Source organism: Ferrovibrio sp. GW821-FHT12D07 (assembly GCF_058807275.1).
In genome coordinates this window covers 929,022-948,184 of record NZ_JBXAQN010000002.1, presented here as the reverse complement: position 1 = coordinate 948,184, position 19,163 = coordinate 929,022, and the positions used below count along the sequence as shown (strand labels likewise).

At 65.4% G+C, this 19,163-nt stretch carries 16 protein-coding genes; 1 reads left to right on the top strand and 15 read right to left on the bottom strand.

The window, feature by feature from the left end; all coding sequences use genetic code 11:
* Positions 1–54: 54 nt before the first annotated feature.
* The 13 genes from addA to AC1RRE_RS16340 form a co-directional block, all read right to left on the bottom strand.
* Entirely contained in the window at positions 55–3,537 is a 3,483-nt protein-coding gene (gene addA / locus AC1RRE_RS16400) for a double-strand break repair helicase AddA (RefSeq protein WP_492982392.1), read from the bottom strand.
* Positions 3,534–6,515 (bottom strand): double-strand break repair protein AddB, encoded by a 2,982-nt coding sequence (gene addB / locus AC1RRE_RS16395; RefSeq protein WP_492982390.1) that lies wholly within the window; start codon positions 6,513–6,515, stop codon positions 3,534–3,536. Before addB ends, addA begins: the two co-directional genes overlap by 4 nt.
* Positions 6,512–7,198, bottom strand: a complete 687-nt coding sequence (locus tag AC1RRE_RS16390; protein ID WP_492982388.1) for a nucleotidyltransferase family protein — start codon at positions 7,196–7,198, stop codon at positions 6,512–6,514. The genes addB and AC1RRE_RS16390 overlap by 4 nt, the downstream gene beginning before the upstream one ends.
* Before the next feature lie 23 nt (positions 7,199–7,221).
* On the bottom strand, positions 7,222–8,214 hold the full coding sequence (locus AC1RRE_RS16385; protein WP_492982386.1) for an aminoglycoside phosphotransferase family protein: 993 nt from the start codon (positions 8,212–8,214) through the stop codon (positions 7,222–7,224).
* Positions 8,207–8,689, bottom strand: coding sequence for a tRNA (adenosine(37)-N6)-threonylcarbamoyltransferase complex ATPase subunit type 1 TsaE (tsaE, locus tag AC1RRE_RS16380; protein WP_492982384.1), 483 nt, complete (start codon positions 8,687–8,689; stop codon positions 8,207–8,209). The genes AC1RRE_RS16385 and tsaE overlap by 8 nt, the downstream gene beginning before the upstream one ends.
* A 10-nt stretch (positions 8,690–8,699) precedes the next feature.
* Positions 8,700–10,787: a PAS domain-containing sensor histidine kinase gene (locus AC1RRE_RS16375; protein WP_492982382.1), complete on the bottom strand. Its 2,088-nt coding sequence runs from the start codon at positions 10,785–10,787 to the stop codon at positions 8,700–8,702.
* Between the two features lie 130 nt (positions 10,788–10,917).
* Positions 10,918–12,312, bottom strand: coding sequence for an adenosylhomocysteinase (gene ahcY, locus AC1RRE_RS16370; protein ID WP_492982380.1), 1,395 nt, complete (start codon positions 12,310–12,312; stop codon positions 10,918–10,920).
* A 129-nt stretch (positions 12,313–12,441) separates the two neighbouring features.
* Complete coding sequence (locus tag AC1RRE_RS16365; RefSeq protein WP_492982378.1) at positions 12,442–12,741, bottom strand: HPr family phosphocarrier protein; 300 nt, start codon at positions 12,739–12,741, stop codon at positions 12,442–12,444.
* Complete coding sequence (locus AC1RRE_RS16360) at positions 12,741–13,148, bottom strand: PTS sugar transporter subunit IIA (RefSeq protein ID WP_492982376.1); 408 nt, start codon at positions 13,146–13,148, stop codon at positions 12,741–12,743. Before AC1RRE_RS16360 ends, AC1RRE_RS16365 begins: the two co-directional genes overlap by 1 nt.
* A gap of 55 nt (positions 13,149–13,203) precedes the next feature.
* On the bottom strand, positions 13,204–14,103 hold the full coding sequence (rapZ, locus tag AC1RRE_RS16355) for an RNase adapter RapZ (RefSeq protein WP_492982374.1): 900 nt from the start codon (positions 14,101–14,103) through the stop codon (positions 13,204–13,206).
* A 4-nt stretch (positions 14,104–14,107) separates the two neighbouring features.
* Positions 14,108–14,596, bottom strand: coding sequence for an HPr kinase/phosphorylase (locus AC1RRE_RS16350; protein WP_492982373.1), 489 nt, complete (start codon positions 14,594–14,596; stop codon positions 14,108–14,110).
* Between the two features lie 91 nt (positions 14,597–14,687).
* Positions 14,688–16,283, bottom strand: coding sequence for a sensor histidine kinase (locus AC1RRE_RS16345; RefSeq protein ID WP_492982371.1), 1,596 nt, complete (start codon positions 16,281–16,283; stop codon positions 14,688–14,690).
* Positions 16,284–16,324: 41 nt separating this feature from the next.
* Positions 16,325–17,032: a response regulator transcription factor gene (locus AC1RRE_RS16340; RefSeq protein ID WP_492982369.1), complete on the bottom strand. Its 708-nt coding sequence runs from the start codon at positions 17,030–17,032 to the stop codon at positions 16,325–16,327.
* Positions 17,033–17,143: 111 nt separating this feature from the next.
* Between AC1RRE_RS16340 and AC1RRE_RS16335 the strand changes: the two genes are divergently transcribed.
* Entirely contained in the window at positions 17,144–17,560 is a 417-nt protein-coding gene (locus AC1RRE_RS16335) for a DUF2306 domain-containing protein (RefSeq protein ID WP_492982367.1), read from the top strand.
* Here AC1RRE_RS16335 and AC1RRE_RS16330 read toward each other — a convergent pair.
* Both AC1RRE_RS16330 and AC1RRE_RS16325 read right to left on the bottom strand, forming a co-directional pair.
* Entirely contained in the window at positions 17,540–18,358 is an 819-nt protein-coding gene (locus tag AC1RRE_RS16330) for an ABC transporter permease (protein WP_492982365.1), read from the bottom strand. The genes AC1RRE_RS16335 and AC1RRE_RS16330 overlap by 21 nt on opposite strands.
* Entirely contained in the window at positions 18,355–19,128 is a 774-nt protein-coding gene (locus AC1RRE_RS16325) for an ABC transporter ATP-binding protein (protein ID WP_492982363.1), read from the bottom strand. Before AC1RRE_RS16325 ends, AC1RRE_RS16330 begins: the two co-directional genes overlap by 4 nt.
* Positions 19,129–19,163: the final 35 nt, after the last annotated feature.

Here is a 19,163-nt window from a genome sequence, read left to right as displayed (position 1 = left end):
TCGTCAACCTAGGCACCGGCCCAGCCTACGGCTACTCACGTTGCAGTGAAACAGTCACGTTGCGGTGAAAGTTGCAAGTCGTTGATCCAGCAGCATTGCCGGCAACGGCATCAACCGCGGGGCATGGGTCCACAATAAAGCGGCCTCAACCATCCGCCCCGGGAATACCTGCTGTAACAAAGCGCGATACAGGGCCATCTGATCCAGATATGCCGGGTCCACGTCGGCAGCCTGTGCGGGTGGCGGCCTGTTGGTTTTGTAATCAACCACCAGCACTGCACTGTCTGTGATCAGCAGACGGTCAACCTGGCCGGCGACCATCCGGTTGCCGACGCGGCCGGCGATTGGCGCTTCGACACGCGCCTGTGGGGCAAACACCGGCGCGAAAGCCGGATCATGCAGAACTGCCAGTACTTCTTGCAGAATTTCATGCTGTTGTGCCGATGTGATGGCATGCGCGGGATGGGCCAGGAAGCGTATGGCTGCAGCGCGACGCGTGTCCTCGCCATCAAGATCGGGCAGGGTTTGCAGCAGGCGGTGGATCAGGCGGCCACGTGTCAAACCGACTAGTCGGTCGGTAGCCGTGGGGCTGAGCGGCGGCGGATCAGCCTTGCTCGGGCGCGACGGGCTCAACGGCTTGGGCGGCAGCGGATCGGGTGGCGGCGCATGGTGCAGCCAATCGGGCAGGGCGGCCATGACAGGCGCGGCGGCCTGCGGTTTTGCCGTGCCGCGGCTTAACGGGAAGCTCTCAAATCGCAGGCCTTTATCACCCCAGGAAAAGGCGATGGTTTCCTGGGTTTGCAAGGCGGCGAAGCCGGCCGAGACAAGATCGTACCAGCAGCCCTGCGGCGGACCTTTCTCGGCCGTACGGCTGTTGAGATAACCGCAGACATACAGCCGGTCCTGCGCGCGGGTCAGCGCCACATAGAGTAGGCGGCGATATTCGGCCATCTGCTCGGCCTGCCGTGCCGCGCGCAGGCCCGCCGTGATGCTGACATCGTTATCCTTCCGAAGGGGCCAGTAGAGCTGCGGCACGGCGCGCGCCAGAGCGGGACCGGCGGCATAAGTCGGCTGGCGTGGCGGCTGCGGTGCTTCGCCCCAGAGCAGGCCTTCGCTGCCCTGTTCCTGCGGCAGGTCACAGGTATCGGGCAGGATCACCACGGGTGCTTCCAGACCCTTCGCGCCATGCACGGTCAGCACGCGCACTTCATCGCGGCCCTGATCCAGATCGCGCTTCACCTCGCCAGCATGGCGCGGGAACCAGCTGATGAAGCCCTGCAGGCTTGGCGCGTTCTCGCGTTCATAGCTGAGCGTGGCAGCCAGGAATTCATCGATCGGCTCGTTGGCCTGTGGGCCCAGCCCGGCGATCAGGCGACGACGCCCAGCGCCTGCACCTAGCAGTTCGGCATAGAGCGTGAACGGCGGGATCAGGTCGGCTCGCCCCAGCAATGCATGCAGCTCGTCACTGGCGGCTTTCCAGTGGGAGTGTTCGTTTGCACGTGCCTGCAGCTCATGCCAGACATGACGCTGCTTGCGATTCCAGCACAGTGCGAAGAGATCGTCTTCGCTGAAACTGAACAGCGGGCCCTTCAGCACGGCAGCCAGCGTCAGGTCATCTTCCGGCAGCAGGCAGAAGCGTCCGAGCGCCAGAAGATCCAGCACGGCGACCTGTTCGGCCAGCCGCATGCGATCGGCACCCGCCACCGGCACATTGGCGGCTTTCAGCGCCTGTACTATCGCCTCGAAGAACACATTGCGGCGACGGACCAGGATCATCACGTCACCGGCGCGCAGGCGGCGGCCCTGATTGGGCAGGTCTTCATGATCCATCCAGTGACGGATCGTTGCCGCGATCTGTTCGGCCAGCCGCACACGTGGATCTTTCTGGCCCACATAGTCCAGCGGTGTGTCCCAGGGTTCGCTCTGCGCTTTTGGATCAGGCTTGAGTGGCGGCCAGATTTCGATGCGCCCCGCAGCCTCGCGCCGGCTGGCCTTGTGGCTCAGCAGCTTGTCATCCTGCACCACGCCGGTCTGGGCATTTTCCCGGGCGAAGACGGAATCGACCAGCTGCAGGATGGCGGGCGCGGAGCGGAAAGACATTTCCAGCGGCACGGGATGCAGCTGTTCGCCCACGGCCTCGGCACGGCGGCGGAAATCCTCGCGCATGTCGAGGAAAGCCTGTGGCCGCGCGCCCTGGAAGCTGTAGATCGACTGCTTGATGTCGCCGACCGCGAACACCGTGCGCCGGATCATGTCGCGCGCACCGGTGCCGCTGAAGAATTCCTCCGCCAGCGCCGCGATCACCGACCACTGGTCCGGGCTGGTATCCTGCGCCTCGTCGACCAGGATGTGGTCGATGCCCTGGTCCAGCTTGAACATCACCCAGGGCACCTGGGTGGGTTCGACCAGCAGGTCACGGCTTTTCAGGATCAGGTCATCGTAATCCAGCAGGCCGCGCGCCGCTTTCAGGTCGGTATAGGCGGCCAGCACGCGTTCGCCCAGGCGCAGCAGCATGGCCGTGGCCTCGGCGATGGTCAGGGCATTCAGCGTCTGCTGCAGCGCGATCAGGCGGGTCTGCTCTTCGACCAGCGTATCCGTAGCAATCGGCCCGGCCGCTTTGCTGGCCATGCTGGCCCGCGGCTTGCCCTCGGCGGTGAAGAAGCCGGCTAGCCAGTCAGACTCGAATGTCGTCGTTGGGCAACCGGCAGCCAGCCAGTCGGCCAGCGGCCGGCCGATCTTCTGGTCGGTCTTGCCGCCGGCGCACAGCATCGCGGTTGCCTCGCGCAGGGCGGCCAGCGGCATGCCGTCGATATAGGCCTGCAGGCAGCCGTCGCGCGTTGCATCCGGCGGCAGGTCGAGCAGGGCATGCAGCGCACCGACAGCGGCTTCGGCATTACCATGGGCATCCAGAAGCAGGGCGAGATCGCGGCGGCGGCCAAGCAGGGCTTTCAGCAACGCTGCAAAGCGAGTGTCATCCACGCGGGCGGCAAAGAAATGAATCACCGGCTGGAAGCCGACATCCGTCAGACCATCGCCCAGCACCTGTGCCTGCGCGGCGGCGAAGAGCTCAGCGGTGACAGCCTCGTCAGCCACCGCGAAGCCCGGTGGCACATTGGCTTCGACGGGGAAGCGTTTCAGCAATGCTTCGCAGAAGGCATGTACGGTCTGGAGTCTCAGGCCGCCAGGAGCCTCAAGCGTGCGGGCGAACAGCCGCCGGGCGGCGTCCATGTCGCTTTCAGTCGGCTTTCGACCCAAAAGCTTGAGAAGATCATTCTTAAGGTCGTCGTCCGGATAGGTTGTCCATTTACCCAACCGCTTGGTCAACCGCAGCTGCATCTCGGCGGCGGCAGCTTTGGTGAAGGTGAGGCAGAGGATGCCGCTGGGGCGCGTGTCGTTGAGCAGCAAACGTGTGACGCGATCAACCAGGACCGTTGTTTTGCCTGAGCCGGCATTGGCCGCCACCCAGGCTGACAGCGCCGGATCGGCGGCGACGCGCTGGTTGGTGGTATGGGCCTGTAGTTCCTGGTCGGGAGTCATGACTCTTCTCCCATGCCTTCGGCGCGTTCGGCCACGCGGGCGAGATGATCGTAGTCGCCGGCATAATCGACGAATTGCGGCCGCGGTCGTGACAGATAGGGCGTGGCGACGTCATCGAAGCGTGCCACCCAGGCGGCCAGCCGGGCCAATGCTTCCTTCGCGAGTTCATCTGCTGGCGGAATCTCGGTCCGGCTTTTGCCTTTCTCGATCTTGCGTGCCTCGCCCGGTTCGGGTCCGCCGCCACTGAGACGGATATAGACCAGCTCGGCGATCTCGGCGGGTGACAGGGTCTCGAAGCCGCCGGCGCGCGCAATGGCGGCTTCCAGCGCCAGCTGCGGCGACAGGCCGGTATGCACCTGTTTGGCCGAGGGTGGACGGCCGGTCTTGTAATCCAGCACGGCCAGTGTGCCATCGACATCATGGCGATCAATGCGGTCGGCCTTGGCTTTCAGAGCGAACGTGCCCGCCGGCGCTGCGATGTCCAGCTTGCCGTCCTGCTCCAGCAGGGCCGGACGGAAGCCGTCGCCGCGCCGCGCGCGTTCATAGACCATGAACCAGCGCATGGCGCGTTCGAAGCGCGGCCACCACAGCGCGGCGATCTCCGGGCGCTGCAGCCAGTCGCCGAATTCGGCGCGGCCGAGATCGAAGAGTTCGGTCAGCGCCACCTCGTCTGCCGGCAGATCGGCAGGATGTCTCTTCAGGAAGCTTTCCAGCACGCTGTGGATCACGTTGCCGCGCAGCCGCGCATCGGGTGGCTGATCGGGGTCGTCCAGATGCCGCAGGTTCAGCACGCGCTTGGCATAGAGCGCATAAGGGTCGCGAATCCAGGTTTCGATATCGGTGACGTACAAGGCGCGTGGACGGGCATCGACCGGCGGTGTCGGGCGCGGCAGGGCGCCGTGGGTCACCTCCGCCGGTGTGTCCATCCCGTCGGCCCAGTGCAGATACTGCGGCGCCTGCGTGGCCGGCCAGCGTGGATCGCCCTCCAGCAGGGCATCCAGCCGCAGCAGCCAGCGCGCCGGCACCGTCGGTGTGCCATCGACCTTGGCGGCCCGGGTCAGGATCACATCGGCGCCGCATGCGGCCTGCATGAAATCATGCGCGGTCTGGCCCAGCCGAAATTCCGGCGGCGTCAGGCCCAGTTTGTCGCGCATCGGCCGGCTCAGCCACGGGTCTTCCTTGGCCTGCGGTGGCCAGGTGCCTTCGTTGAGGCCGCCAAGGATGATGCGGTCGGCATGCTGCAGGCGCGCTTCCAGCAGACCCCAGATGAACAGGCGCGGATGCGCGTTGCGACGTGGCCGCACCACCTGGCCTTCCAGCAGGGCGTCCAGCAGGCGCGGCCAAGCGGCGGGCGCCAATGCGCCGAACTGGCTGGCTGCCTGCAGCAGTTCCACTGTCAGGGCATGCAGGCTTTCGCCGCTGTCATGCTGCCACAGCGACGGGGCATCATCCTCATCGGTGGAGGTGAGCGATTCGGCCGCCACGATCTGCGCGCGCAGCATGTCGTCGAGCGCAACCTCGTCCTGCGCCCGCAGCGCCAGCAACGGCTGCAGGATGGTGCGAAGGCGCGTCAGCGGGGGCAGCAGATCGGCATGTTTCGGCTGCAGGTCGGTGGCGAGCGCCGTGAGGCTGGACAGCGCGCGCGGCCGGCGCAACACGGCGCGTTCGACCTGCCGGGTCCAGCGCAGCAGGTCGAGGCGCTTCATTCCCAGCCTGCAGAAGGGATGTTTCAGCAGCGCCAGCAAGGCCACCGGCGCGCAGTCTTCGGCCACGACCTGTGCCAGCAGGCGCAGGAAAACGGCCGGCGGCGTCTGGTCCAGCGGCGTGCCGGCGGAATCGTCGATGTTGATCCCGTAGCGCGCCAGTTCTGCGGCGACACGGCGCGCCAGCATGCGGTCGGGCGTGATCAGGGCGGCGGTGCGGCCGGGCTGTTCCAGCGTCTCGCGCATCATCAGCGCGATGGTCAGCGCTTCCTCGCGCGGACCGGGCGCATAGACGCGCTGCAGGCCGGACAGCGCCGCATCGGTGGCGGTCACAGTCATGGCGCGCCAGCGATGGGTTTCGCCCGGCGGCAGCAGGGCGGCCGAGAAGAGCGTCGCGCGTGCCGTGGCGATTGCATCGTTGGCGGCGTCGCCTGGCCAGTCCTGCACCTCGCCGCGCAGCACGCCGATAGTCTGCAGCAGGCGCGCCAGCGCATGTTGCGGATGGGTGGGCTCGGTCTGCGCCGCTGCCCAGGCCGGATCGTCGAGATGGCGATCGAGGCCGGGCAGCACCACCATGCCTTCCGGCAGGCGTGCGATCAGTTTCAGCAGTCGCGCGGTGGCCGGAATGGTGCCGGTGGAACCGGCGGCAATCACCGGACCGGCCGGCGGATTCTCCTGCCAGTGGTCGACCCAGCGCTGGGTCAGTACCTGGCGATGCTCGGCGGCATCCTGTCGGCCGCCCTGCTCGGCCTTGATCGCCGGCCAAGCGGTGCGGATCACATCGAGGAACTGCAGCGTCTGTTGCCAGTGCAGGCTGAGTTCGGCCGGCACCAGATCGGGCAGGCGGTCGAGGCCGACTTCCTCGGTGGCGGCGGCGTCCAGAAGATGGCCCAGCTCGCGCGCCAACCGCACGGCGGTGGCGGGGTCGTTGCCGGACAAAGGCGTTGCGCGCACCAGGCGCGCCAGCAGCAGCGTGCGATCCAGTGTCGAGAAGGGCAATGCTTCGGCAACGGCCTCGCCGCGCAGGTCGAGTTCATCCTCGTCGATATCGCCAAGCGGGCGGATGACGGGCAGCAGCAGCGCCGCGCCGTCGCTCTGGCGCAGGAAGGCTTCGGTCAGCGCACGGCAGGCGCGCCGGGTTGGCAAGAGGATGATGACTTGGGAGAGTCGCAGCGGGTCGCGGCCGAAGCGCTGCAGGATGCCGGCGGCCAGCACATCGAGAAAGGCGCGCCCCGGCGCGATCGTGAAGACGGCGGGGTCTGCCGTGCGCGTCATGCCAGCAGCTTTTCGGCCATTGCCAGGCCGTCATGGGTGCCGACATCCATCCAGTCGCCGCGATGCACCAGACCATGCAGGCGGCCGGCGGTGATGGCGCGGTCGTAGAGGATGTTCAGCGAAAATGCGCCGGCCGGCGCATCGCGCAACAGTTCGGGGCGCAGGATCTGCACGCCGGTATAAACGAAAGGCGCGGTCGCCTGCTCGCCGCGCCGGATCAGTCGGCCGTCCGCATTCAATGAAAAATCGCCGGGACCACCATGACTGGTGGCGGTCTCGCGCGGCTGCAGCAACAGAAGGCCGTCCATGGTTGCCGGAGTGAAGGCGTCGGCCAGACGGCGCAGGGATGAGGGGCCGTCATCGCGCCAGACCAGATCGGCATTCACAGCGAAGAAAGGCGCATCGCCCAGCAGCGGCAGGGCTTTTACAATGCCGCCGCCGGTTTCCAGCAGCAGGTTGCTTTCATCCGATATGGTGATGGCGATATCACGCCGTGCGGCAAGATGATCGCGGATTTTCTGGCCGAGCCAGTGGATGTTGACCACGGCGCGGCTGACGCCGGCTTCGACCAGACGGTCAAGGCAGCGGTCCAGCAGCGTGCGGCCAGCCACAGATACCAGCGGCTTTGGGGTGTGATCGGTAATCGGCTTGAGCCGCGTGCCGAAGCCGGCAGCGAGAACCATCGCGGTTTGCGGGAGGTTGCCCATCACAGGCCCGGCAGGGGCTTGCGCCGCTGCTCCTGCGGTATGACAGCATCGAACCAGCCGCGCAGATCCGCCAGCGCGGGATGCATCAGGTCACGTTCGACCAGGCCCCACATGCGCGGCATGAAGGCCTGATAATGCGGCTTGCCATCCCGCTTCCACAGACGGGTGAAGATGCCGAGGATGCGGATATTGCGCTGGGCACCGAGAATGGCATAGGCGCGTCGGAAGGTGGCGTCATCGGCGCCGCTGCCGGCGATGTATCGCTGCAGCATGGCTTCAGCCAGCTCAGGATCGACATCGCGCCGGGCGTCTTCCAGCAACGAGACCAGATCATAGGCCGGGTGGCCGGCGACCGCATCCTGGAAGTCCAGCAGGCCGATTTTTGCTGCGCCCTTGCGCTGCGGCAGCCACAGCAGGTTCTCGGCATGGAAGTCGCGCAGCACCAGAACCCGCGGTTCCTGCGCCACTTCAGGTGCCAGGATGGTCCACAGGAAACGGAAGGCCTGGCGCTGTGCCTGCGGCACATCCTTTCCGGTCAGTGCCGGCAGATACCAGTCGATGAACAGCTCGACCTCGTCGATCAGGCGCTGCTCGTCATAGGGCGCAATGCCGGCCGGTGCAGCATGGCGATGCAGGTCGAGGAGGAAGTCGATGGTGGCTTCGTAGAGTGGCGTTTCCGCTGTGCCCTCACGGATCAGGCGCGCGAAGAGGTCGTCGCCCAGGTCCTCCAGCAGCAGGAAACCATGGTGGGTATCTTCGGCCAGTATGCGCGGCGCGCTGTAAGACAGGCTCTCCAGATGGCGCGCAATATGCACGAAGGGCCGGATATCTTCCTGCGGCGGCGGCGCATCCATCAGCACGGCAGATGTCGCGCCGCGCTGCAGGCGGTCGTATTTGCGAAACGAAGCATCGCCGGCCAGCTTGGCACGCGCGGCATTGCCCCAGCCGGCCTTGGCCAGGAAAGCAGTGGACAGGGACAGGCGGTCAGTCATGCACGGATACCGGAAAATCGTTGAGGCGGGCCGCCCATGTCTCATCGCCCAGCATTTCGGCCTGACGTGGACTGTCGGCGCCAGCGGTGGGTGCAAGATGAATGGTCAGCGCCGTGGCCGGCATCTGACTGCCCATGCGGTCGGGCCATTCGATCAGGGCGATGCCGTCACGCAGAGCGTCATCGAGGCCGAGTTCGTCCAGTTCGCGGGCATTGGCCACGCGATAGAGATCGAAATGCCACAGCGTCGTCTGCTCCGTGTCATAGGTCAGCACCAGATTGAAGCTCGGGCTGGGGACTTCGGTTGACGGCCCGGTGAGCTGCCGGATCAGGGCGCGGGCAAAGCTGGTTTTGCCGGCGCCGAGCGGGCCGTCCAGCAGCAGGGCGTCGCCGGGCTTCAGCCGTGGCGCCAGCGCCTGCGCCAGCGCAGCGGTGGCTGCCTCGTCGGGCAGCGAAAGACGGCGAATCAACGGCATGAAACCGAGTCTACTGACGGCCTGTCAGGGCCGCAATCGCGTCCGCAGGGGCGTCATCGGACTGGCAGGGCAGCAGGATTTCCACCGCCTGCTGGCCATCCTGGTCGCCGGCCAGCCGCAGACGGGCACCATGCAGGTCGAACAGGCCCCGCGCCACGATCAGCGACAGATCGGCATTGGCCCGGCGGTGTTCCGGCGGATCAACCAGATCGGCGAATAGCTGTCGCGGCTGAACCGGGCTCAGGCCCCCGCTGTGGCTTTCGATCCGCAGGCAGATATGGTCCCGGCCATGGCTGGTCAGGCCGAAGGCGACCTGGCCGCCCTGCGGAGTCCCGTCCAGGACGGCGGCCATGACGCTGTCCAGTGCCTGGCGCAGGCGCTGGCCGTCGCCGCTGATGATCGTGCCACTCCGGCTGCTGTCGGGCATGGTGAGCTGGATGGCGCGGCGATCGGCCAGATCCCGCCAGACGGCGGCTTCATCCTGCCACAGTGCATCCAGAGCAATCGGCTCGGGCTCCAGCGCCATCTGACCGACCTCGATGGTGGCGATGGCGATGATGTCGTCGAGCAGACGCAGCAGATCGCGCGAGGTTTTCATGATGTCGGCGCAGTATTCCTCCTGCCGCGCGTTCATCGGCCCCAGGATGCCCTGCGACAGCACTTCCGTCATGCTGATCAGCGTGCCGAGCGGCGAGCGCAGGTCATGCGTGATGTTGCTGATGAAGGCGGCATTCATGCGGTCGGTGCGTTCCAGCGCCTCGTTGCGCTCGCGCAGCGCGCGCTCGATACGGATGCTGGCACTGACATCGAGATAGGTATAGAGCACCGCGCCGTCGGGCAGTGGAACCGAGGCATAGTCGATCACGGTGCCGTCACCGCGCTCCAGCCGGCCGCGAGTGGATTTGCGGCTGGAGAAGCTGTCGATCAGGCGCTCGCGCAGCTGCGCCCAGTCGGGGCCGCGTTGCATCAGCGGCCGGGCCGCTTCCATCACTTCGGTGATATGCGGCTGGCGGTTCAGGATGTCGGGGTCGATCTGCCAGAGCTGGGCGAAGGCGCGGTTATACAGCGAGATGCGGCCGTCCGAGCCATACACGACCACGGCTTCGTACAGATGATCCAGCGTTGCGCGCTGCACGGCGATCATGGTGTTGGTGGCGCGTTCCAGTGTGAGCTGTCGCGTCACGTCGTCATAGGCAAACAGCAAACCACCCGACGGATAGGCGCTGATCACCAGCCGCAGCGTCGAGCCATCGGGCAGGTGGATCAGTTCTTCCTGCCGCTCGATCACCGAGGTGAACAGGTTGAGCTGGCTGCGCTTGTAGGCCTGCCAGTCGATCTGTTCGGGGAGGCGGCGGTCGGCGCGCAGATGTTCCAGAATCTCGCCGAAGCCGGGGCGGGATTCGAGCCAGGCTTCATCCAGCTGCCACAGGCGCGCATAGGCGCGGTTCCAGATCAGCAGCTTCTTGTCGGGGCCATAGATGGCGGTCGCCGTCGAGATGGTGCGCAGCACTTCCATATGGGCTTCCATATGGCGGCGCAGCTGGCCGCGTGCGTCAGCTTCAGGTGTGATGTCCTGCGCAAAGCCCAGGGTGCCTTCGCCGGCCGGCTGTTCGAAGATACGGTAATTGCGGCGGTCGCCTTCGGCGACGAAGCGGCGCTCCTCCGATTTCAGCGTGGCGGCCTCGCGGGCGGCCACCGCCAGATCGCGCGGCTGGTCCAGGTCATGGGCAGAGGCCAGTTCCAGGCCACGGTTGACGGCATCCTCGGCAGTCGTTTCGGCCAGCACGGCGTAGCGTGCGTTGACCCAGATCAGGCGGCTCTGCGCATCACGGCGCCAGATCGGGAAGGGGGCGGCATCCAGCAGGCTCTTGGCCTGCGCCTCGGCTTCCTGCAGGGTTTCATTGTCGGCAAGCAGGGCGTCCAGTCGCTGTTGCAAGGCGAGGGCGGCCTTGCGCTCGCCTTCGCGGGCGATCTGCGTGGCGGCGGTTTCGGCTTCAGCGACGTGCAGCTTTTCGGCAAGACCACGCGCACGCCAGCCCTGCCAGCCGGCCACGCCGGCGGCAGCGGCAACAGCCGCCAGCCACACGGTATCGTTCACGCCAAAGTCTCCGCAGCCCCAGACATGCCGGTCACTATCGACACCTCAGGGGGCCAAGACAAGGCGTTAAAATGACAAAGGCCGGGACAAGCCCGGCCTTTGCGCATGACGAACGATTCGTCGCCATCAATTAGTAGCGATAGTGGTCCGGCTTGAACGGGCCCTTCTCGGCAATACCGAGATACTTCGACTGCACCGGGGTCAGCTTGGTCAGCTTGGCGCCGACCTTCTCCAGATGCAGGCTGGCGACCTTCTCGTCCAGATGCTTCGGCAGGGTGTAGACCTGCTTTTCGTACTTGCCCGGGTTGGTCCAGAGTTCGATCTGCGCCAGCACCTGATTGGTGAAGGAGGCGCTCATCACGAAGCTCGGGTGGCCGGTGGCGTTGCCCAGGTTCACGAGGCGGCCTTCCGACAGAACGATGATGCGCTTCTTGCCGGGGAACTCGACCTCGTCCACCTGCGGCTTCACATTGTGCCACTTCATGTTCTTCAGCGCGCCGATCTGGATCTCAGAGTCGAAGTGACCGATGTTGCACACGATCGCGCGATGCTTCATAGCGCGCATATGGTCGATGGTGATGACGTCGAGATTGCCGGTGGCGGTGACGAAGATGTCGCCCTTCGGGGCAGCGTCTTCCATGGTCACGACCTCATAGCCTTCCATCGCCGCCTGCAGGGCGCAGATCGGATCGATTTCGGTGACCATGACGCGGCAGCCGGCATTGCGCAGCGACGCGGCCGAGCCCTTGCCCACGTCGCCGTAGCCGGCGATGACGGCGATCTTGCCGGCCATCATGACGTCGGTGCCGCGGCGGATGCCGTCGACCAGGCTTTCGCGGCAGCCATAGAGGTTGTCGAACTTCGACTTGGTCACGCTGTCGTTCACGTTGATCGCCGGGAACAGCAGGCGGCCTTCCTTGGCCATGATGTACAGGCGATGCACGCCGGTGGTGGTTTCCTCGGTCACGCCCTTGATGGCGGTGCCCATCTTGGAATACCAGCCCGGCGAGGACTTCAGCTTCTTGGCGATCGCGGCATAGAGGACGGTTTCTTCCTCATTGGTCGGCTTGGAAATCACCGAGGCGTCCTTCTCGGCCTGCATGCCCAGATGGATCAGCAGGGTGGCGTCGCCGCCGTCGTCGAGGATCATGTTCGGGGCGCCACCATCGGCCCATTCAAAGATCTTGTGGGTGTAGTCCCAGTATTCTTCCAGCGTCTCGCCCTTCACGGCGAAGACCGGAATGCCGGCCTTGGCGATGGCGGCAGCGGCGTGGTCCTGGGTCGAATAGATGTTGCACGAGGCCCAACGGATGTCGGCGCCCAGCGCCTGCAGGGTTTCGATCAGCACGGCGGTCTGGATCGTCATGTGCAGCGAGCCGGCAATACGGGCGCCCTTGAGCGGCTGCGACTTGCCGAATTCGGCGCGGGTGGCCATCAGACCGGGCATTTCGGTCTCGGCCATATCCAGTTCCTTGCGGCCCCAGTCGGCCAGACCGATGTCCTTGACGATATAATCCGCGCTCATTTCCGCAGCTCCAGTTGGCGAGATTTCAGACTGGGCGCGGTATAGCAGGGGGCGGGCGGGCCTGTCCAGCCTTATATAAAGAAATCTTTATATAGGAATATGACCTTTCGGGGGCTGACCCCCGAAGCCCTATTCCGGTTCGCCGAATTTCCCCTCGACCAGGGCGATCAGGGCCTCTAGGGCGGCCTGGGCCTCGGTGCCGGTAACGGCGATGTCGATGCTGCTGCCCTGGGTGCCGGCCAGCATCATCAGCCCCATGATTGATTCCCCGTTGACGGTCTGGCCGTCCTTGGAGACCTGAATGCGGGTCTGCGGGAATTTGGCGACCACCTGGACGAACTTGGCCGCGGCTCGGGCATGCAGGCCGCGCTGGTTCGGGATCGTCACGCTGCGGGTGAGCGCGTCGCCGCTCATGGTCGAGGCAGTCATCAGGCTGACTCTCCCGCGAGCAGCTTGGAGGCAACGTTGATATATTTGCGGCCGGCCTCCTGGCCGGCAGTGACGGCGGCCTGCAATTCAGCCTTGCCGCGCACGCTGGCCAGCTTGATCAGCATCGGCAGGTTCACGCCGGCGATCACTTCCACCTTGGCCTGGTCCATGATCGAGATGGCCAGGTTGGACGGCGTGCCGCCGAACATATCGGTCAGGACGATCACGCCCTTGCCGGCGTCGACGGCGGCCACGGCCGCCAGGATGTCGGCGCGACGCTGTTCCATGTCGTCTTCCGGTCCGATGCAGACGGCGCGCAGGTTCTTCTGCGGTCCGACGACATGCTCTGTGGCATGGATGAATTCCTCGGCCAGGCGGCCGTGGGTGACGACGACAATACCGATCATGGGACGCTATCGATCTTGTGGCTGATCATAAGGCTGGGGATCCTATGCAACTGGGTCAGGCGCTAGCCAGTTCCCGGTCGCGATGGCGGATATCGACACGTTGGCCGGTTTCGCGCAAGTGCTTGCCCAGGGCCTCGGCAACCACAACGGAGCGGTGCCGCCCCCCTGTGCAACCGATGGCGATGGTCAGGTAACGTTTACCCTCGGCGGCATACCGGGGCAGCAGGCTTTCGACCATGCCGGTGAGCCGGCCGAAAAACCCGTCATAGCCAGGATCAGCCGTGACATAGCCGGCCACCGCCGGTTCGATGCCGGTTTGCGGGCGCAGGGCATCATCGTAATGCGGATTACGCAGGAAGCGCACGTCGAACACCAGGTCGGCTTCGCGCGGCAGGCCGAGTTTGTAGGAAAACGAGATCACCATGAGGCTGAGGCCGGATTGGGCATCCAGGGCGAACTGGGCCGCCATCATCTGCCGGAATTCGGGCAGCGCCAGCGTCGAGGTATCCAGCACGAGATCGGCTTCACTTTGCAGCGGCTGCATCAACCGGCGTTCGGCGGCGATGCCGTCCGCGACCGGGCGATCGGCGGCCAGCGGATGGCGGCGGCGGGTCGCCGTGAAGCGCTTGAGCAGCACGTCGTCGTTGCAGTCGAAATACAGCAGCTGCACGGCGAGGTCGGGGCGCTGCTTCAATTCGGCGATCAGGCCGATGACGGCGTCCGGTTGGAAACCGCGGGTGCGGCTGTCGATGCCGATGGCAATGCCGCGGCGCGGCGCGGCGGCGATTTCATCTTCGGGCGCGGCCAGGCCGCGCAGCAGCGCCATCGGCAGGTTGTCGACCGCCTCATAGCCCATGTCTTCCAGGACTTTCAGCGCGGTGGTCTTGCCGGCACCCGACAGGCCGCTGACGAGAACGACGCGGACCGGCTCTGCGGCATGGGGCGTGGCGGTCACGGGATCAGGCCTTGTGCCGGAAGCGGATGACGGTGGCGTCGTCGCCGGCTTCATCGGGCTCGAACAGACGGCCGGTGGCGGCACGGGCCAGGGCCCATTTCACCTTGGCCGGTGCGCTGGCTTCAAAGGCATGCAGCGACAGTCTCGGCAGCCTGACATCGGCCAGCGCTTCAAAATCGGGATCGGGCAGGCGCGGCACATCGGCCATGGGCACGAGGTCGATGATCAGGGCCACCGGCGTAGGCGCGGCGGCGATGACGCGGACCGGACCCAGGCCGCGGATTTCCAGCAGGCCGCGGATGCTGTCTGGCGCGGATGCGATTACGCGCAGCCCGTCGCGCGACAGGGCTGTGCGGTCGTCGGCCACAAGGCCGACACCGGCAGTGCCATCGATCAGGCGGAGCGCGAGGTCGGATTTTCCGGCGCCCGAGGGGCCGCGCAGCAGCACCGCCTCGCCGGCAATCGCCACACAGGTTGCGTGGACAGTCAGCATGGGCGCGCAGCCTGCCGCCCGCTCCGTGCACTGTCAATACACCCTGTCGTGGATACGGGCTGTAATATGCCGGGTTGGTTAATACCGGCGCCTAAAGCGGCAGTCGCACCACAAAGCGGGCACCGGCGGGGCCGTCATCGCGGTTCTCGGCATGAATTTGTCCGCCCAGCGACTGCACGATCTGGCGGGCGATCGACAGGCCAAGGCCGGAATGCAGCCCGAAAGCTTCGGCCGATGGGCGTTCGCTGTAGAAGCGTTCGAAGATGGACTCCCGGTTTTCCTCGGGAATGCCAGGGCCTTCGTCGGTGATGCTGAAGACGATATGGCGTGGCTCGCGTTTCACCGTGACGGTGATCGTGCCCTGCGGCGGACTGAAGGAAATCGCATTGTCGATCAGGTTGCGCGCCACTTGGCCCAGACGATCCTCGAAACCGGGGGCCAGATAGGGGCCGGGCTCGACCAGTTTCAGATCGATGCGCGGCCCGGTATCAGCCAGCCGGGTGGCATAGGGTTCGATCACCGATTGCAGCATGCCGGCGATATCGATGGTCTGTGCCGCCGCGCGCGCCAGTTCGGAATCCAGGCGCGATGCGCCGGAAATATCGGTGATCAGGCGATCCATGCGACGCACGTCATCCTGCATCACCGCCAGCAGCCGCGCACGCAGTTCCGGTTTTTCGGTGCGCATGAAGGTTTCCATGGCGCTGCGCAGCGAGGTCAGCGGATTCTTGATTTCATGCGAGACATCGGCGGCGAATTTCTCGATGGCATCCAGGCGTTGCGACAGCGCGGCGGTCATGGCGCGCAGCACGATGGACAGGTCGCCGATCTCATCCTGGCGGTTTGAGAAGTCGGGCAGCGACAGATGCGCGATGCGGCCCTTGGCGGCGCGGATGCGCTCGGCGGCCTCGGCCAGGCGATGGATCGGCCGCACGATGGCGCCGGCCAGATACAGCGAGGCCAGCACGGTGAAGCCCAGCACGGCGACGAAAATCTTCAGCACGCCCAGCCGTTCCTCGCGCACACGGGCATCCAGTTCGGCGGAATCGATGTTCAGCAGCAGGGCGCCGACAACCTTGCGCAGGCCCTGCACTGGCACGGCGACCGACAGCATGATGCGGCCATCGGGGAGGTCGCGCAGCTGTTCGCTGCTCTCGCCATAGAGGGCGCGTCGCGCTTCCGGGTAATCGTTGGCATGAGTGAATGGCAGCTCGACATAAGCAGGCAGCTGCAGCGTCGTCATGAACAGCGCGTTGATGTTGTCATAAAGGCTGACCAGTGCTTCTTCCCAGGGGGTGTCGATATTTGGCGGCGCCAGCTGGCGCGTGACCACGCCGCGGCCGGCCGCCAGCAGCAGGCGGCTGTCGGCGAGCAGTTCGCCTTCGGCATCAAACAACCGGGCCCGGGCGCTGGATTGCGTGGCCAGGCGGCGCATCAGCTGGCGCGCCAGTTCCGGCTCCAGCGTCGGAGCGAACTCGATGGGCGAGATGGCGGATTCGCCCAAAGCGCCTGCGATCAGGTTGGCCTCGTAGCGCAGTGCATTGATGCGGGTGTCGATCAGGCTGAGGCGGAACTGGTCGAGATAGAAGAAGGCCAGCACCAGCGCCAGCGGCGCCGCCAGATTGATCAGCAGAATGCGGCGGGTCAGCGGCGACATGAGTCGCCGCCGCTGGCGCTGTTCGCTCACCGCCGCATCTCCGTGGTCATGCTTCCCTCAGCACCGGCTGATCAGGCGGCCTGTTCCTTGAAGCGATAGCCGACGCCATACAGCGTCTCGATCGAATCAAAGTCGTCGTCGATCGACTTGAACTTCTTGCGCAGCCGCTTGATGTGGCTGTCGATGGTGCGATCGTCGACATAGACATTGTCGTCATAGGCCGCATCCATCAGCTGGTCGCGGTTTTTCACATGGCCGGGGCGCTGGGCCAGTGCCTCGAGCAGCAAGAATTCCGTCACGGTCAGGGTGACGTCCTCGCCCTTCCAGGTGCAGCGATGCCGTGCCGGATCGAGCGCCAGCGGGCCACGGATGATCATCTTGTCGGCTGATGTCTCCTCGGCACCCGGGCGGTTCGCCTCGGCGCGGCGCAGCACCGCCTTGATGCGTTCGATCAGCAGGCGCTGGCTGAAGGGCTTGGTGATGTAGTCGTCAGCGCCCATCTTCAGGCCCAGCACTTCATCGATCTCCTCATCCTTGGACGTCAGGAAGATCACGGGCACCTGGCTGACGCGACGGAGCCGGCCAAGCGTTTCCATGCCGTCGAGGCGTGGCATCTTGATATCGAGGATCACCAGATCCGGCGTCTGCTGGGTCAGATGGCGCAGGGCTTCGGCGCCGTCGTTGTAAGTACGGACCTTGTAGCCTTCCGCTTCCAGCGCAATGGAAACCGAGGTGAGGATATTGCGGTCGTCATCGACCAGGGCAATGGTGGCGCTCACGGCAATTCCTTAAATTATGAAGACGGCTAATCCCCGGAAAACCGGTGATCGCAGTCACAGGAGTATAGCAACCCGCTGGCCCTTTTGCAGGGGGCGGCGCAGGCTGCGGGCATGAATTTAATGCCCCTCCTAACGGCTGGCCCTGCGGTTCATATCCATCTTGCCGCCACAATTCTGGCGCTTGGGCTGGGAACCATGATGCTGATTCGGCGCAAAGGCACCGGATCGCATCGTCTGCTGGGCTGGATCTGGGTCGGCCTGATGCTCACGGCAGCCGTCAGTTCCTTCTGGATTACCGGCATCAGCGGCAGCTACAGCCCGATCCATGCCTTGAGCATTCTGGTGCTGGTGACGGTGCCGGCCGCCATCCTGGCGATCCGTCGCCGCAAGGTTTCGACCCATCGCCGGGCGATGATCGCGATCTTCTTCGGTGCCCTGGTGATCCCTGGCCTGTTCACGCTGCTACCGATGCGGCTGCTCGGCCGGCTGATGACTGAAGGCGTGACCTTACTCACCCTGGCCCAGTAACAGGCCGCGACGGCGTGCGGCCTCGAACAGGGCCAGGAAGGCGGCAAAGCCCAGCGCCAGATACAGCGCGTTGAGCGCGAAGGCCGCCACCAGCAGATCATGCCGCAGCACGCCGTCAACCAGCAGCGCGCGCATGCCCTCGAAGACATACGCGGGCGGCATCGCCCAGGCGACCGGCTGCAGCCAGGCCGGCAATACGCTCACCGGATAATAGACGGCCGCCACCGGCAGGATCAGGAACATCGCGCCCCAGGCCGCGCTCTCGGCGCCGAGGCCATGGCGCATGATCAGGCCGCAGACCGCGATGCCGATGGCCCAGCCGAACATGGTGAGGCTGAAGAAGAAGCCGGCCAGCCCGATGCCCATGCCATAGACCGAGAAGTCGAAGAACAGCCAGGCCATCACGCTGACCGGGATCATGCCGACCAGGGTGCGCAGCAGGCCCATCAGCAGCACGGAGGCCGCGAACTCGCTGGGACGCAGCGGACTGACGAACAGGTTGCCCAGATTGCGCGACCACATCTCCTCCAGGAAGGAGATGGCGACGCCAAGCTGCACGCGGAACATCGAATCCCACAGCATCATGCCGGCCAGGAAGACACCAAAGGCCTGTGCCACATACGAGGTCTTGCTCGCCAGGAACTGGGTGAGAAAGCCCCACATGATCATTTGCACGGCGGGCCAGTAGATCAACTCGGTGATGCGGGTCCAGGAGCCCGACAGCAGATACCAGTGCCGGCGCAACATGGCGCCGATACGCTGCAGGCTGCAGCTGATTTCGCCCCCTTGCGCGCTCATGCCGATACTCCTGCCATGGCGGCGGCCTTGCCCTGGCCGCGTGCGATGTCGAGGAAGACTTCTTCCAGATTGCGTCGGCCGTAGCGGCCGATCAGTTCCGGCGCGGTGCCGCGATCAACAATGCGGCCCTGTTTCATCATCAGCACTTGGTCGCACAGCCGCTCGACTTCGCCCATGTTATGCGAAGCCAGCAGGATCGTGGTGCCGCGTTCGGCGCGATAACGTTCCAGCAGGCTGCGCACCCAGTCAGCGGTATCGGGATCGAGCGAGGCTGTCGGTTCATCCAGCAGCAGGATGTCGGGCAGGTTGATCAGCGCCTTGGCGAGTGCCACGCGGGTCTTCTGGCCGGCTGAGAGCGCCCCGGCCGGGCGGTCCAGCAGGACGGCGAAGTCCAGTTCCTGTGCCAGTTGCGCAATACGGTCGGCGGCCCGCGGCACGGCATAGAGTCCGGCGAAGACATGCAGGTTCTGCCGCACGGTCAGGCGATGCGGCAGATCGACATAGGGCGATGAGAAATTCAGGCGCGGCAGGATGCGATGCCGCTCGCGCAGCATGTCGGTACCCAGGATGGTGATGCTGCCGGCAGAGGGCTTCAGCAGGCCGAGCAGCATGGCGATAGTGGTGGTCTTGCCGGCGCCGTTGCCACCCAGCAGGGCCGTCACACTCCCGGCCGGTACCGAGAAATCGATGCCATCCACGGCGCGCACCAGCGTCTCGGCCTGACCATAGGTCTTGGCAAGGCCGGCAACGGCAATGGTTGAATCGGTCATACGCAGGCTCTGTGGCTGACGGACGGTCGCAGCGA